At 67.2% G+C, this 15,499-nt stretch carries 15 protein-coding genes; 5 read left to right on the forward strand and 10 right to left on the reverse strand.

The window, feature by feature from the left end:
• Positions 1-8 precede the first annotated feature (8 nt).
• Positions 9-1,190 carry a DUF7544 domain-containing protein gene (locus ACYQ07_RS13830; protein WP_459882585.1) on the reverse strand — a complete coding sequence of 394 codons (1,182 nt, stop codon included), beginning with the start codon at positions 1,188-1,190 and terminating at the stop codon, positions 9-11.
• 309 nt (positions 1,191-1,499) lie between these two features.
• Between ACYQ07_RS13830 and ACYQ07_RS13835 the strand changes: the two genes are divergently transcribed.
• Together ACYQ07_RS13835 and ACYQ07_RS13840 are read left to right on the forward strand one after the other, a co-directional pair.
• Positions 1,500-2,291, forward strand: coding sequence for a DUF7117 family protein (locus tag ACYQ07_RS13835; protein ID WP_459882588.1), 792 nt, complete (start codon positions 1,500-1,502; stop codon positions 2,289-2,291).
• An 83-nt stretch (positions 2,292-2,374) separates the two neighbouring features.
• Positions 2,375-2,602, forward strand: a complete 228-nt coding sequence (locus ACYQ07_RS13840) for a DUF7385 family protein (RefSeq protein ID WP_459882590.1) — start codon at positions 2,375-2,377, stop codon at positions 2,600-2,602.
• Positions 2,603-3,636: 1,034 nt separating this feature from the next.
• Here ACYQ07_RS13840 and ACYQ07_RS13845 read toward each other — a convergent pair.
• The 7 genes from ACYQ07_RS13845 to ACYQ07_RS13875 form a co-directional block, all read right to left on the reverse strand.
• Complete coding sequence (locus ACYQ07_RS13845) at positions 3,637-4,710, reverse strand: methionine synthase (RefSeq protein WP_459882591.1); 1,074 nt, start codon at positions 4,708-4,710, stop codon at positions 3,637-3,639.
• Entirely contained in the window at positions 4,710-5,711 is a 1,002-nt protein-coding gene (locus ACYQ07_RS13850) for a 5-methyltetrahydropteroyltriglutamate--homocysteine methyltransferase (RefSeq protein WP_459882593.1), read from the reverse strand. Before ACYQ07_RS13850 ends, ACYQ07_RS13845 begins: the two co-directional genes overlap by 1 nt.
• Before the next feature lie 54 nt (positions 5,712-5,765).
• Complete coding sequence (locus ACYQ07_RS13855; RefSeq protein ID WP_459882596.1) at positions 5,766-6,365, reverse strand: HemK2/MTQ2 family protein methyltransferase; 600 nt, start codon at positions 6,363-6,365, stop codon at positions 5,766-5,768.
• Positions 6,362-7,525, reverse strand: a complete 1,164-nt coding sequence (locus tag ACYQ07_RS13860; RefSeq protein ID WP_459882598.1) for a mechanosensitive ion channel family protein — start codon at positions 7,523-7,525, stop codon at positions 6,362-6,364. Before ACYQ07_RS13860 ends, ACYQ07_RS13855 begins: the two co-directional genes overlap by 4 nt.
• Positions 7,522-8,424: a 16S ribosomal RNA methyltransferase A gene (locus ACYQ07_RS13865; RefSeq protein ID WP_459882600.1), complete on the reverse strand. Its 903-nt coding sequence runs from the start codon at positions 8,422-8,424 to the stop codon at positions 7,522-7,524. Before ACYQ07_RS13865 ends, ACYQ07_RS13860 begins: the two co-directional genes overlap by 4 nt.
• Positions 8,425-8,474: 50 nt before the next feature.
• A complete protein-coding gene (locus ACYQ07_RS13870; RefSeq protein WP_459882602.1) occupies positions 8,475-9,446 on the reverse strand; it encodes a response regulator in 972 nt (323 codons plus the stop codon).
• A 104-nt stretch (positions 9,447-9,550) separates the two neighbouring features.
• Positions 9,551-10,132, reverse strand: a complete 582-nt coding sequence (locus tag ACYQ07_RS13875; RefSeq protein WP_459882605.1) for a DUF655 domain-containing protein — start codon at positions 10,130-10,132, stop codon at positions 9,551-9,553.
• 467 nt (positions 10,133-10,599) lie between these two features.
• Here ACYQ07_RS13875 and ACYQ07_RS13880 point away from each other — a divergent pair, with 467 nt between their 5' ends.
• Entirely contained in the window at positions 10,600-11,844 is a 1,245-nt protein-coding gene (locus tag ACYQ07_RS13880) for an RNA-guided endonuclease InsQ/TnpB family protein (RefSeq protein ID WP_459882607.1), read from the forward strand.
• Between the two features lie 11 nt (positions 11,845-11,855).
• On the opposite strand, the gene ACYQ07_RS13885 is transcribed toward ACYQ07_RS13880, so the two are convergent.
• Complete coding sequence (locus ACYQ07_RS13885; RefSeq protein WP_459882610.1) at positions 11,856-12,212, reverse strand: RNA polymerase Rpb4 family protein; 357 nt, start codon at positions 12,210-12,212, stop codon at positions 11,856-11,858.
• A 1-nt stretch (position 12,213) separates the two neighbouring features.
• On the reverse strand, positions 12,214-12,510 hold the full coding sequence (locus ACYQ07_RS13890) for a 50S ribosomal protein L21e (protein WP_459882612.1): 297 nt from the start codon (positions 12,508-12,510) through the stop codon (positions 12,214-12,216).
• Between the two features lie 807 nt (positions 12,511-13,317).
• On the opposite strand from ACYQ07_RS13890, the gene hmgA reads away from it, so the two are divergent.
• Both hmgA and ACYQ07_RS13900 read left to right on the forward strand, forming a co-directional pair.
• Positions 13,318-14,538: a hydroxymethylglutaryl-CoA reductase (NADPH) gene (gene hmgA, locus ACYQ07_RS13895; protein ID WP_459882615.1), complete on the forward strand. Its 1,221-nt coding sequence runs from the start codon at positions 13,318-13,320 to the stop codon at positions 14,536-14,538.
• A 93-nt stretch (positions 14,539-14,631) separates the two neighbouring features.
• On the forward strand, positions 14,632-15,486 hold the full coding sequence (locus ACYQ07_RS13900) for a TatD family hydrolase (RefSeq protein WP_459882618.1): 855 nt from the start codon (positions 14,632-14,634) through the stop codon (positions 15,484-15,486).
• Positions 15,487-15,499: the final 13 nt, after the last annotated feature.

Genomic DNA, 15,499 nt, shown 5'->3' on the forward strand with positions numbered 1-15,499 from the left:
GATCCTCTCTATCGACGGTCGTCGAACTCCCCGTCCGACGACTCGTCGTCGCGCGCGGCGTGGGCGCCGGCGTCAGCCGAGCGGTCAGCGGGATCGTCGCCGCGGTCGCCATCGTCAGCGTCGGTGACGCCAGCATCGCCATCTCCGTCTCCACTCTCGCCGTCTCCACGCTCGCCGTCTCCACCCTCGTCGTCCGCGTTCGGGTCGAGGTTGTCGGAGAGCAGCATCAGATCGGGATCCGTCCGGCCCAGCATCGACACCTCGTATGCGATGAGGTACGTCCGCGTCACCACCCGTACCGGCATCAGGACGACGAACAGCGTTACGAGCGCGACGAGCACCACGACGGCGATCAGCGCGCTCCCAGCAGTGGTCGCCGTCAGCGCGCCGAACCCGCCGAGCAGACCGGCGCCGACCAAAAGGACCACGCCGGCGAGCACGGCGACCGTGCCGCCGACCAGCAGGAAGATGATCCCCTCCACCACGGAGATCCCGATCCCCAACACGAAGTGGACCACGAGGTACGCGAGGAAGCCGAGCCACGACTCGCGGATCGTCGGCCACAGTCGGCGCCACGCGGCAACCGGCCCGTCGTCCCTGAGGACCATCACCGGGACAACGAACTCCACCGTGAACCGGAGCACCAGCAGTCCGGCGACCACCCAGACCAAGGCCGCGAGCACCGCGGCGGCGATCGCGGGCGTCGAGGTTCCGGCGAAGGTGAGATAGCCGTACTCGACGGCGAGCGCGACGAGAACGAAGGGGGCCGCTAACAGAACCCCCACACCCAGCACGAACAGGAACAGGGCTGCAGCCGGCTTAAGACGCCGTTTGAACGGGTCCCAGATGCGGACGACGTTCGTTCGGAGCGCGTCGTAGAAGGCGAGCCGCAGCGCCGTCGAGAGCACGATGAGGACCGACGAGAGGAGGAACAGGCCGGCGCCGATGGCGACGACCACCTCCGTGCTGACGCCGAGCTCGGCGGCGAGCGCGGCGAAGTCGCTCCACCCCGCCGTCTCCGACTCGACGTTCGGGAACGGCGGGACGGAGACGGAAGTGTTGAACGATATTCCACCCATCAGGAGGACGAGGAGGGCGAGCTTTGCCCAGCGAACCAGGCTGAACGGGAACAGGAACCGTCGGGTCGTGTCGACGGCGTCGTCGACCGCCCCGACTGCATGCCAGCTCATACCAGCCCGTTTCCCGGGGATACCTTAAATAGCCACACGTCGCCTCGGTACGGTGACATACAACCCAGCCGGTCGCACACGTCCCACAGTCCCAACACGGACCCACAGTCCCAACACGGACCCACAGTCCCAACACGGACCCACAATCCCAACACGGACCACAGTCCTAACACGGACCCACAATCCCAACACGGACCACAGTCCTAACACGGACCCACAATCCCAACACGGACCCACAGTCCTAACACGGACCCACAATCCCAACACGGACCCACAGCCCTTTACCCGGACGGCGTCGAAATTCCGCCAATGAAAGTCCGTGGCGAGCGCGAGTGTCGCGACTGCGGCACGCGCTGGTCCTACTACGAGACGGGAAGCGTCGAGTGCCCCGCCTGCGGGAGCCTCAAAAGCGTCGGCGTGGCCGACCGCGCGCTTCACACCGACTCGCCCGCCGAGCTCGACCTCACCCCGCATCGGGAGGCGTTCGGCGAGGCCCGCGGGACGCTTCCGGCTGCCGGCGTCGACGACTTAAAAGACGACCTTCGCGAGTACGTCCGCAAGCGCGGGTTCGTCTCCGGCGGCGAGCTGCTGGCGCTCGACGACACCTACCTCGCGGCCCGCGAGCTGCTGGAGGCGGTCGACGCCTACGACCGCCAGCTCGACCCGGGTGACGCCGACCGCGAGTACCTGCTCGCGCTGCTCGCGACCGCCGACGAGGGCGAGCGCCCGCCGGCCGACGCCATCCCCGAGTCGATGCGCGAGGCCCGCGGCATGGCCGCCGCTCGCGCGGTCGAGGAGTACCGCGAGGACGTGGAGACGTTCCTCGACGACGCGACCGCGGTCGCCGAGGAGGCCGATCCCGAGGCCGACGATCCTGCCGTTGCGAAGCCCGACGTGGCCGCCCGCGCGGACGCCGCCCGCGACCGCCTCGAACGTCTCCGGGATCGGACCAAGCGAGTGGAGGCGCTTCAGGGGGACGTGACCCCGGACGTGGCAGACGCGCTCGTCGAAGCCGCGCGCGCCGTCGGCAGCTACGTCCGGGAGGGTGACGACGAGGCGCTGGCGCGCGCCGACGAGCGGCTGGCGGACGCGGAGCTGTAGGAGAGTCCCACCACCATCCGACCTGGAATCACGCCTGATACGTGCAACCGCACTTTTAAGCGCCGGAGCGGCGATCGCTCCCCATGACCGGGTTCGACGTTCACGAGCACCGTCACGCGCTCAAACAGCTTCGCGACGGCGGCGACACGCGACTCTGGGAGAACCGGGGAGCGGTGGCGTGTCCCGCCTGCGGGGCGCCGTTCGACCGGCTCTTCACGACGCGGAAGGTCACCACCCGGTTCCCCGACAACGACGGCGTGCCGTTCTGTCTCGTACGCGACGGCGACGCCGTCCACCTGTTCCGGCACTGAAGAGGGCCACACCGGCCGCGGACGGCACGCGGACGCTGCTACTACGCCGCCCGCTCTCGCACGCAGGGTGCTCTCGTTCACCGATTGCGGGCGAAACTCGCCGAAGCCCTCGTGGGACTCCGCACTCGGCGGCGCCGTCGCCGCACAGCCCGCGATGGCGGGGAGCGCGGCGGCGCCGCCGAGCGCAAGAAGGTGCGCCGCGTCGATAGACGGTCCCCGATGAGTAAGACCGGGAGTGGGTATTGCAACCGGCGTGATCGGTGAGCGCTTATAAACGACCGTGGGGGTTTTGCTGCCCACTTTTAAATCTAGGCTGCGGTCGGCGCGCGCGAGAAACGCGCGCGAGGGAGGCGGGAGCGCGCCGGCGAGGCGGTGCGGTCCGCCGGCGCGCTCTCCGCCGAGGCTGGGGAGGGCTGAGGCTGCGGTGCTGAGCGGTGCGGGTGGGACTCGAAGGGGCAGCCGGCTCCGGGACAACGGGTGACGTAAGCACTCAACAGACCGAGCCGTGCGGAGAGACCTTTTGAGCGCGTGGTTCGAGAGAGCTGCGCTCTCTCGTCATCACGAAAATCTCCGATTTTCGGACGACAGCGAGCGTCCCGCGAGTACGCGAGCGGGACGACGGACGTCGCAGCCCGCGAGCGTCGTGAGGTGTGACCGGAGGGAGCACCGCAATTCGCGAGCGGCGAAGCCGCGAGCAGCGAGCCGGACCGTCTTCCGGACCCCTCGACCGGAGCCGGCTGGGGCTTTGCAGGCGGTCTCCGTCAACGAACCATCAGCAACTCACCGACCCTACACTCCTTATAAACCATCCACAACACCACCCACGCCCCACTTATAAACGCCGCACCCGCTCACGTGATACACCCACCCCCGATATCGATCGACAAGCAGTCTCTATCGACCAACTGTTTCATCCGATATTGGCTGTGAAGAATAAGACCTCAACGGACCCTGAAAAGCGGAGCCGCGGAACCGGGAGCCCGAGTCGACCGGCTCCGGAGGCCGCAGTCGCAAACGGTCGAACCGCGGTCGGCTCAGTAGTCGGCCAGCGGGTCGTCGAGGTCGATCTCGCCGGCGTCGATCTCGGCTTCGACCTGTCGGGTCGCCTCGACCATGTTCTCCATCTTGCCGTAGGCGATCTCGCGGGGAAGCAGCTTCAGCCCGCAGTCCGGTGAGATCGTGAGCTTCTCCGGCGGGACGACGCGCAGACCCTGGAGGATGTTCTCCTTGATCTCCTCGACGGGCTCCACCTCGGCGGTGTGCGCGTCGACGACGCCGAGCGCGAGGTCCGGCTCGAACTCGGGATCCTCGAAGACCGGGATCTGCTCGTAGTCGCCGTTACAGAGCTCGACGTCGAACTCGTCGATCGGGTAGTCGTTGATCTCTGGGTAGATCCGCGAGTAGTCGCCGTAACAGACGTGGAGGCCGATCCGGACCTCCTCGGGGATGCCGGAGACGATGCGCTCTAAGGCCTCGCCAACGATGGCGTGGTCCTCGGGCGTCGTTGCGAGCGCGGGCTCGTCGATCTGGATGTAGCGCGCGCCGGCCTCCACGAGCTTCTCGACCTCCTCGTTGACGAGGTCCGCGAGGTCGTAGACGAGCTCCTCGGTGGAGGGGTACGCCTCGTTGAACGCCCAGTAGCCGAGCGTGTACGGTCCCGTGATGGGGACCTTCACCGGCTTTTCGGCCGCGCTCTCGGTGAACTCGAACTCGTCGACGAGCCACGGCTCGTCGTAGGCGACCTCCTCGAAGACGGAGGGTTTGTCGAAGTAGTTGTGGCCCCACACCTTCACGGGGCCGTTGAACTCGTAGCCGTCGATGCGCTCGGCGAAGAACTCCACCATCTCGTTGCGGCGCATCTCGCCGTCGACGACGGTGTCGAGACCCGCGCGCTCGTGTTCACACGTGATGAGCCGGCAAGCGTCGTCGTGCGCCTCCTCGAGGTCGTCGTCGTCGAACTTCGAGTCGGGGTCGTCGACGAGCTCGTCGGCGCGGTTCAGCCACTTCGGCTTGGGGTACGAGCCGACGACGGTCGTCAACAGGAACGCGTCGGTGTCGAGACTCTCGGGGCGGAACTGTTCGCGGTTGGCTTCGGGATTGCGGACCATTATTCGAGCACCTCCGCGGCCTCGGCGAGGGCCGCAAGCTTGGCTTTGTACTTGTTCTCCGGCAGGTGGAACAGCTCCGTGTTCGAGGTGAGGTAGGTGGTGTCGAACGCCTCGACCGGAATCTGTCCCTCGAACCACTCGACGCGCTCGGCGATCGTCTCCGGCTCCTCGACGAGCGTGTTCTGCCCGTCGACGAGCCCGAGCGCGAGCGAGTCGGGTGCACCGTACTCCTGGACGTTGTAGACGGAGTCCTCACGGTCGCCCGCGACGAGGTCGAGGCCGAGCGCGTCGGCCCCCGCCTCGTCGACGAGGTGGGCGTACAGCTTCTCCTCCAGTGCGCCCCAGTAGGTGTGGACGACCACGTCGGCGTCGGTCGCCTCCGAGACGGTGCGGATCGCGTCGGTGACGCGCTCTTCTGTGCCGTCCTCGGGGGCGTCCTCGATCAGCGACGGCTCCAGCAGGAACAGCGTCTCGTGGTCCGGGAACGCCTCGACCTCGCCGGCGAGGTAGTCGCCGACGGCGGCGAGGAACTCGGCGTCGTCGCCGTAGTGCTCGTCGGTCGCGAGCTCCGACAGCGAATACGGGCCCGGGAGGACCGCCTGCAGCGGCGCGTCGCCGGCGAGCACGTCGGCGGCCGACTCCAGCTCGGCGGCAACGTCGCCGGAGAACGTCAGGTCGCCGGTCACGCGAGGATCGCGGTAGAAGTTGTTGTTGTCGTAGTAGCGCACGATGCCGCCGGTCTCCACGTTGTCGTGGAGCGTCAGCGGGTGTGCGATCATGTCGTCCCAGCGGGCCTGTCCCTCGACGACGCGGTCGAGGCCGGCCTCGAGCTGGTCGTCGACGAACTCGGCGCGGACCTCGTCGTACGTCTCGACGATCTCCGCACCCTCGTCGCCGGAAAGCAGGTCACCCTTCTGGTGGCCTTTCAGGTCCGAGAGCGTCTCCTTCGCCCAGTCCGGGAGCGGATACAGCCCCGGCGTGGTCGCGACTCGTTCAGTCATCACCGGACGTTGGATATGCCGTGATATAATATTTGCTAATGCAGATTATGCTCTTTAGTTATTCTCCATGCCGGAATCGGCATCCCGGAGCGCGAGCACGGTGAGCGTCTCGAACGGGAACGACTCCTCGACGGCGACCTCGTGGGTGAAGCCGGCGTCGTCGATCAGCTCCAACACGGCCTCGTAGCCGGTGAGCGAGGAGACCAAGAGGAGCACGACGCCGCCGGGACGGAGCACGCGGTCGACGTCCGCGAGGAACGGCTCGATAAGCTCACGGCCGGACTCGCCGCCGGAGAGCGCGTGTTCCATCCAGTCGTTCCACTCGTTGTCCGGATCCGTCGGAAGATACGGTGGGTTGAAACAGACGGTGTCGAAGGTGTCCGCAGCAAACGGGTCGAGCAGGCTCCCCACGACCGCTTCGACGCCGCGCTCGCGAGCCTGACGGGCCGCATGCGGGTTGAGGTCGCTGGCGATCACCCGCAGGCCGGTCTCTTCGGCCACCTGCTGGGCAACCCAGCCGGAGCCGGTGCCGACCTCCAGCACGCGCCCGCGGGCGTGTTCGACGGCGGCCTCCGCGAGCAGTCCGGAGTCCTCCGCCGGCTGATACACCGTCACGTCCATCCCGCGACTGGCCGCGAGGGCGTCGCCCGTCATCGCGACCCCTCACTGCCCGGCCCACCATCCGCGGGCCCGTCGTTGTTCGCAGCAGCATCACGGCCGATGTCGGAGTCCAGCTCGACGCCGAACTCCCCCTCGCGAGCCGACAGCGTCTGCTGTGGGAAGGGGATGGTGATCCCCTCCTCCGTCAGCCGACTTTTGATCGCGGTCATCGCCGCGGTCTGTGTGCGCCACCGTTTGCGCATGCTCGGGTCCTTGATCCAGTAGCGGAGCCCGAGCACGACCGCGGAGTCCCCGAACCGCTTGCCAACCACGTCCGGCTCGGGCATCCGCTCGATGCCCTCGATCTCCGAGACGGCATCGAGGATGGTGTCGCGTGCCCGGTTGAGGTCCGCGTCGTAGTCGACGCCGACCTCGATCTCGACGCGCAGACGATTTCGACGCGACCGGTCGACGACGACCGCCGAGCGCACCTCGTCGTTCGGGAGCGTCACGACCTCGCCGTCGAAGCTCCGGAGCCGGGTGTTGATCACCGTGATCTCCGTCACCGTTCCCTCGTAGTCGTTGATGGCGACCCAGTCACCCACCTCGAACGGTCGTGAGAACATCAACACGAAGCCGGCGAGCACCGCGCCGAGCGTCTGTCGCGCCGCCATCCCCACGACGATCCCGGCGAACCCGGCACCAACGAGGAGGCTGCCGACGTTGTCCGTGAACAGGCCGATGATCACCAGCACCACGAGCAGGTAGACGGTCATCTGGAGCACGCGGCGCAACACCTCCTCCTGATGGTCGGAGATCGCCGTGCTCTCCGCCGACACCTCGCGGATCACGCCGCCGATGAAGTCCGTGATCGCGTACGCGCTCGCGATCAGCACGACGGCGAGCACCATGTCCGCGAAGTGGTCGGTTATGGCGTCGTCGTACGCCCCGACCAGCGCGTCGCCGAATCCCCAGACGGCAAGCACTGAGAGCACGCCGACCGCCGTGGCCATCGCGACCACTGTCGAGAGGAGGAGCCGCTGCCGGGAGCTTCGCTCGGGGTTCCGGGACCGCCAGTACCCGGTCGCGATCCGCACGAGGAGCACCCCACCGATCACCAGCGCGGTGAACGCCAGTCGCCGAACGTTGCTCGACGCCAACTGCTGGATGTCGGCGAAGAAGTCCGTCAGGACGAGCGCGGCGGTCGCCGTCATTGCCCGCCAGTCGGTGCCCCGTGTTCACGGGCCAGCTCGGCCAGCTCGGCGAACGTCGCCGGGGCGAGCTTGCCCGGTCGCTTCCGAAGCAGGTCTTCGTCCGCTGCCTCCACGACGGCCTCGGGGTCGTCCAGCCCGGAGATGTGACCCGTGTTGCGGATCGCGTTCCGCACCGTCTTTCGGCGCTGGGTGAACAGCGCCTTCACGAACCGGAGGAAGAACGCCTCGTCACCCACCTCATAGTCGGGGTCCCGCGGCGTACACCGCACGACGGCGCTCTGGACCGCCGGCTGGGGGTCGAACGCCTCCTTCGGCACGTGTTCGACCAGCTCGACGGCGGCGTAGTGCTGGGCCGACACGGAGAGCCGGCCGTACTCCGAGGTGCCAGCTTCGGCGACCATTCGCTCGGCGAACTCCCGCTGGAACATCAACACCAGCGGCTTCCCCTCGGGCAGCAGCCGGAAGGCGATCTCCGAGGAGACGCCGTACGGCAGGTTGGCGACGCAGGCGGTGAACTCGGGGAGCTCGACATCGAGCGCATCGCCCTCAACCACGTCGAGGAGGCCGTCCGCCACGGCGTCCGCGAACTCCTCGCGGAGGAACGCGGCGAACCCGGGGTCGCGCTCGACGACGGTGACGCGTCCCGCGGGCTCGGCGTCGTTGCCGCCGACGGCCGCGAGCAGGCGGTCGGTGAGCGCGCCCGCGCCGCCGCCGATCTCCAGTACGTGGCTCAGGTCGGCGTCCTCGGGGAGGTAGCCGGGTATTCGGTCGAGCACGCGGTCGTCGACGAGAAAGTGCTGGTCGTCGTCGGGGTCCGCGCGGGTGCCGGCGCGGCGTGCCAGCGCGTCGGGGTCCCGGCTCCCGTACGCGTCGGCGTGTCCCGTCGAGTGGTCGGTCATTGGCGTCGATACTCCGTGATTCCGGGTAAAAGTCCCGTTTCGGACCGTCCTCACCGCAGGGTGCTGGTGTGGTCGGGCGTCGACGGGGTTTCGCCGTCGCCCACGCCGTTGCTCACACTCTCGCCCGCTCGTTCGCCCGCGAGCCGCCGAAGCGCACCCTCGCGGGCGTTCGACAGCAGCTCGACGGTTCGACGGTCGTCCTCGGAGAAGGCGCCGACGCGTTCGTCGGGGATCCGGAGGACGCCGTGGTCGCCGAGCGGCGCGTGGATCGCCGAGCGCACCCACGTCTCCGCATCGAGCGCGGCGTCCGGTCCCGACACGTCGGCGTACACGAACACGCCGCCGTCCGCCGTCGCCCCCCTGACGGCACTCGCTCCCGGTGGAAACGCCGGCGGTGGTCCATCGAACGCCGCTTCGGCGCCGTCGGTCCACGCAACCGGGTCGAGCCGGTGCGGTTCTCGTTGCTCATCGGGCCGGAGGTGGACCGTCACAACCTCGTGGCCGAGCGTCTCCTCGGCCGTGCCGACGATGATCTCGGCCACGTCCTCGCGTGTCGCCGCCGTCTGGAGCGCGACGCTCGCCCCGTGGAGGTCGATCAGCCGGCGCTCGCGCTCGCGTAGCGCAGCCTCGGCCCGATTGGCGGCGACCGCGTTGCGGATCCGGGTGGCGAGCATCGTGAACCGGTCGGTGCCGCCACCCTTCCGGAGATAGTCGGTGACGCCGGCGGAGATCGCCTCGCTGGCGATCGCCTCGCTTCCCTTGCCGGTGAACAGCAGGAACGGAAGATCCGGCCGGCGGTCGCGCACCTCCGCTAACAGGTCGAGTCCGGTCGCCGACGGCATGTCGTAGTCGGAGACCACACAGTCGACGCGCGACACCAACTCGAGTGCCCGGTCCGGGGTGTCGGCGTCGTGAACCGTAATGTCCGGCTCGCGTTCGAGGTAGCGCTCGACGAGATCCCTGAACGGGTCGTGGTCGTCGACGTGGAGCACGTCGATCCCGTCGGGGGAGTCGCTGGTCATGATTCCGATTGTCCGACACGGTATATAAAACACCTCCGCCAGTTCTTCGGCATGATAACGGGCGGAGCGGCGGGGACAGTCCAGCAGGCGAACTGCTCTCGCCGCTACTTGCTCCGCTCGACGAACGCCTGATATTTGAGATCGTCCTCGCGGAGCTCCGCCATGATCCGATCGGTGATCACGTCCCGCGGGCTGTGGAGACCGTCTACCCGCTCGGAAAGGTCCTCGAAGCTCTCGAAGGGGCCGTGTCGCTTCCGCTGGTCCAACACGTTGTCACGGAGCGTGTCGCCGATCCCGGGCAGCAGGTTCAGCATGTGCAGCCGGAGGCTGATCGGCTGTGCGTCGTTGAAGAAGTCGACGAAGCGGCGCTCGTCGGCGTCGACGATCGCCTCGACGGCGTACTCCAGCTCGGCGTCCGCGTTCCGCGTGACGTCCGCGAGGTCGACCTCCCGGTACCGCCCGACCAGCTCGCCGTCGAGGTCGATGCGATCGCCGACCGAGGGGTCTGCCGACTCCGCGAGCGTCAGCTCGTAGATCCGGAACTCGTCGACCCCGAGCCCGTACGCGATGGGCTGTTTCCGGTGTTGTGGCCGGTCGTCGTCCGGCCGTCCCGTGGGGAGCACGTCGAGTAGCACCGCCTCTCGCGTCTCCATGTCGGCGTCGGCCTCGGTGTCGGCTTCGCTCATAAAGTATGATACGCACGCGACACGTAAAAAGTCGCCCGCCGGCGTGGCTGATCCGGCGGATCCGTCCAGCTGCGGGTGCACCCGCGAGCGCCGTCGTCGCGCGCCGATTAGCTGAATGCAGGCGCTAAGCCCCCGTCCTCAAGGAGCAACGCAGGGCGGAGCCCGAGTAGCGCAGTAGGGCGGGGATACAGCGTCCCCAGAAATCAAAGATTTCTGGTGTGCGAACGAATCGCTTTGCGATTCGTCCACGCCGTCATCATCTGCCCGTACACTGTTCTGTTGCAGGCTCACAGGCCTACGCCACCGAAACTATTATGTGCATACTATGCATAGCGTGCATTACAGTGAAACGGAAGACAATCACCATTCGGGAAGACCAAGACGAGTGGATTGAGGACCAACACCTCAACCTCTCGTCGTTCGTCCGAGAACAGTTGGACGAACTCATCGAGGAACGAGAGTAACGGATGTATTACGCCTACAAGTACCGTCTCAAGCCGTCCGACGACCACCGCGAGGAGTTGGACCGCCACCGAGACATTTGTAGGCAACTATACAATCACGCTCTCTACCGCCTCAACGAGTACCAAGACGAACACGGCGAACTGCCGTCCATGACCACGCTCCGGTCGGAACTGCCCGATCTCAAGAAGTGGTGGGACGGCCTCTCCAACGTGTACTCGAAGGTTCTCCAAACCGTCGTGGAACGGTTGTTCGACAACCTCAAAGGACTCTCCAAACTCAAGGAGAACGGCTACGGCGTCGGCCAACTCAAGTGGAAGCCACCACGCGAGTTCCGCAGTTTCACGTACAGTCAATCTGGCTTCAAGCTCGACAAGAAGGGCGGTCAGACTGTGCTGTCACTCTCGAAACTCGCGGACATCCCGATCCGACTCCACCGCGCCATCCCCGAGGACGCCACCCTCAAACAGGTCACGCTCAAGAAGGAGCCAACGGGTGAGTGGTTCGCCACCTTCGGCGTCGAAATGGACCGTAAACCTCCCGAAGCGCCAGAAAACCCCGAGAAGTGCGTCGGTATCGACGTTGGGATTCTCAAGTACGCCCACGACACCGACGGCACGGCGGTCGGGTCGCTTGATCTCTCCGACGAACGTGACCGCTTGGAGCGCGAGCAACGGAAGCTCTCGCGCAAACAGCACGGGTCGAACAACTACGAGAAGCAACGGCAGCGGGTCGCGGAGTGTCACGCCGCCCTCCGACGGAAGCGCCGCGATTTCTTGCACAAGCTCTCGGCGTACTACGCTCGGGAGTACGACCTCGTGGCAGTCGAAGACCTGAACGTGAAGAGGATGATGGAAAGTCCGTCGAATAGCCGCAACACGGCGTCTGCCGCGTGGCGAACGTTCCTCTCGTTGCTCGAATACAAGTGCAAGCGAGAGGGGGCGCATTTTATCGCGGTCAACCCGAGAGGGACGACCAAGGAGTGCGCGTCGTGCGGCGTTTCGACCGACAAGCCGTTGTGGGTCCGTGAACACTCCTGTCCCGCCTGCGGGTTTGAGGCGGACAGGGACGCGAACGCGGCGTGGAACATTCTTTCTCGCGGTCTACAAGATATAGGAGTGGGATACTCCGAATCAACGCCTGTGGAGACTGCGCTCCCTACGGACACCCATTCAGTGTCTGCAAAGCGCGTCGTTGAAGCAGGAAGCCCTACCCTCAAGGAGCGAACGGCGTCAGCCGTGAGCGAGTAGGGTAGGGTAGTTCACGCGTACTTCGCGACGATGTCGAGAATCTCGTCGAGTTCCTCGCCGTCGAGCGAGTAGCGCTCCTGGGCGAAGACGGACCGAAGCTCCGTGCGGTCCTCCGGAAGGAGGTCCGTGATCTTGATCGCGGTCGGCACGTCGATCCGCTCCAGCTCGGCGAGCTCCTCGACGAGCTCGCGGGACTCCTCGGCGTCGAGGTGGGCGAACCGGTTGACGTGCTCGATCGCACGCGCGAGCTCGTAGCGGAGCTCGCGCTCCTCGTCGGCCGCACGCTCGTCCTCGATCTGCACGAGGATCTCCTTCGCCTCGGAGGTGGTGACGTACTCCTCGTCGACCTTCTCCTTGAAGATCGTCATCTCAGTTGTTCTGCTGGGCCTTCATGTGCGCCGCGCTGACGATAAGCGTCTTCTCGACGCTCCCGTCCACGATCTCGACCTTGAAGGCGGAGCCCTGCTTGCCGATGACCGTACCCGTACGTCCGTCGAAGCGGGGGTGGAAACGACCATCGTTCACGCTGGGGTCGATCTTGAGGTGGACCTGCGTGCCCTCCTCGAACTCCTGGATCGCGCGCTGGGGCGGCGAGGTGCCGCGGTCGCGCGGCTTGTTCGACAGTTTGTCGCGGGTTGCCTTCTGGGGTCCGTTGGAACTCGGCATATGGGATGTGATTCCGTTGCCGCGGGTATAAATGGTGCGTTCCGCGACGCGAACGCGTCGGCGTACCACACCCGTCCGAGCGGTTCCGTCGAACGCTCACTTTTCAGAGCGACTGTGAAACGTTCCGGCAGATCGCTGGAAACAGCCTGTTGATCGACATCGGGAGTGGGTATTGCAACCGGCGTCATCGCTGCTCGCTTATAAACGACGGTGGGTGGTCCCGTCGACCGCTTATAAACCCGACTGCGGTCGGCGCGCGCGAGGTCGCCGTGAGCGCCCGCCGGGCGCGAACGGCTGCCAGAGAATCTCCGATTCTCGCTGGAGGCAGCGGTCGCCGGCGGAGCGGTTTCCCGCCGGCGGCCGTCTGCCGAGGCTGGGGAGGGCTGAGGCTGCGGTTGCGGTGCGGGACTCAACGGGGCGGCCGGCGGGGCCGGCTGGAAGGAGGCCCCGAAAGCGAGCGTCCCGCGAGCCGTGCGAGCGGGACGACGGAAGTCGCAGCCCGCGAGCAATGCGAGAGCGACCGGAGGGAGCTCTCGATAGCGAACGGCGAAGCCGTGAGCAGCGAGCCGGACCGTCTTCCGGAACCCCCGACCGGAGCCGCCCGGGGCTTTGGAGGTGTCGACCGTCGTCCTCACCTCGTCGACCGCTTATAAACGCTTCACGACACCACCCACGCCCCGCTCATAAACGCCCCATCCGCTCATGTACTACACCCACTTCCGGAGTCGCTCGTCAAGAACGACCCACGAACGTTGGGGCGTCGTGAAAACCGACAGCCATTAGCGGTCGCCGTGAGGAGTCGCGGACATGAGCACGCCCACGCCCGAGGAGCTCGCCGCGCGCGTTACCGCCGGCGAGGTGCGCTTTCACGAGCTCGAGGAGCACGCGGACGCCGACACGGCGACGGCCGCCCGTCGGCTGCTCGTCGCCGAGGAGTCCGATATCGACCTCGACGCGGTCGGGAACTACGGCTTCGACGCCGCCGACGCCGACCCCAACATCGAGAACATGGTCGGCGCGGTTCAGGTGCCGCTCGGCGTCGCCGGCCCCGTCGCGGTCGACGGCGGCGCCTTTGAGGGCGACCGCTACCTCCCGATGGCGACGACGGAGGGGGCGCTCGTCGCCTCCATCAACCGCGGCTGTTCGGTGATCAACGCTGCCGAGGGCGCGACCGCCCGCGTCACGAAGAGCGGGATGACCCGCGCGCCCGTCTTCCGCGTGGGCGACGTGGCCGAGGCCCAGGCGCTGGTCGAGTGGGTGCGCGACAACGAGGCGACGCTCGCGGGCGCCGCCGAGGCGACGACGAGCCACGGCGAGCTGCTCGACGTGACGCCGTACGCGGTCGGCAACAACGTCTACCTCCGATTCCGATACGACACGAAGGACGCGATGGGGATGAACATGGTCACCATCGCCACCGGCGAGGCCTGTGAGGTGATCGAGGAGGCGACCGACGCCACCCTCATCGCGCTCTCGGGGAACCTCTGTTCGGACAAGAAGCCGGCCGCCGTCAACGCCGTCGAGGGGCGGGGACGCTCCGTCTCCGCCGACGTGGAGATCCCCCGTGAGGTCGTCGAGGATCAGCTCCACACCACGCCGGAGGCGATCGCGGAGATCAACACTCGGAAGAACCTCGTCGGCTCGGCGAAGGCCGGTGCGCTCGGCTTCAACGCCCACGTTGCCAACGCCGTCGCCGCGATGTTCCTCGCCACCGGGCAGGACGAGGCGCAGGTCGTCGAGGGTGCCAACGCGATCACGACCGCCGAAACCACGCCGGACGGCGACCTCTACGTCTCCGTCTCGCTGGCGAGCCTGGAGGTCGGCACGGTCGGCGGCGGCACCAAGCTCCCCACGCAGGCGGAGGGGCTCGACGTGCTCGGCGTCCGCGGGGGCGGCGACCCCGCCGGCAGCAACGCCGACGCGCTCGCGGAGGCGATTGCCGTCGCCGCGCTCGCCGGCGAGCTCTCGCTTTTGGCCGCGCTCGGATCGCGACACCTCTCGTCGGCACACGCCGACCTCGGGCGGTAGTCGCGATCGCGTGGGGGCGTATCGCGCCGTCGCCCTGTCGCCCCGTCACGCCATCACGTAACCCCTTTCTCGCCGCCGCTCGCACGCTTTTCCATGAGCGAGGAGCTTCCCACGCCGGTGCTCGACAACCACCTCCACCTGGATCCGCGGCACGGACGCGGCATCGACGCCGTCGAGGACTTCGTCCACCTCGGCGGCACCCACCTGCTCGTGGTGAACAAACCCTCCTGGCACCTCGGCGTCGAGGCTGACGAGCCGGACGACTTCCGGCCCGTCTTCGAGGAGACGATCGAGGCGGTCGCGGACGCAAACGAGGTGCTTCCCGGTCGCGCGTGGCCGGTTCTCGGCGCGCACCCCGGACTCCTCACGCGACTGACGGGCGATCGCGACTTTTCACCCGAGGAGGCTCGCGACCTGATGCAGGGCGCGCTCTCGGTGGCCGCCGAGTTCGTCGCCGACGGGCGCGCGCTGGCGCTGAAATCCGGCCGTCCCCACTACGACGTGAGTGACGACGAGTGGGACGCCTCGAACGCCGTCATGGCCCACGCTTTCGAGCTCGGCGCCGAGCTCGACTGTGCGGTCCAGCTCCACACCGAGGCCAGCGAGGACCTGACGGACATCGCGGAGATGTCGAGGGATGCGGGCATGGACCCGGACCACGTCGTGAAACACTACGCCGCCGGCGAGCTCGCTGGCCCGGTTCCCAGCGTGATGAGCGAGAAGGACCGGCTGGAGCGCGCGGCGGAATCGGACGAGCCGTTCCTGATGGAGACCGACTTCGTTGACGATCCGGACCATCCCGGCGCGGTGATGGGGCCGAAGACGGTTCCTCGACGGGTCTGCTGGATGCTGGAGAACGGCCACGACGAAGCCGTCCGGCGGGCGCACGTCGAGACGCCTGCGTCGGTGTACGGGATCGACACCGAGGCGACGCTGTCGGACCGGTAGCGACGAACACGAA

It is taken from the genome of Halorubrum gandharaense, from assembly GCF_054654575.1.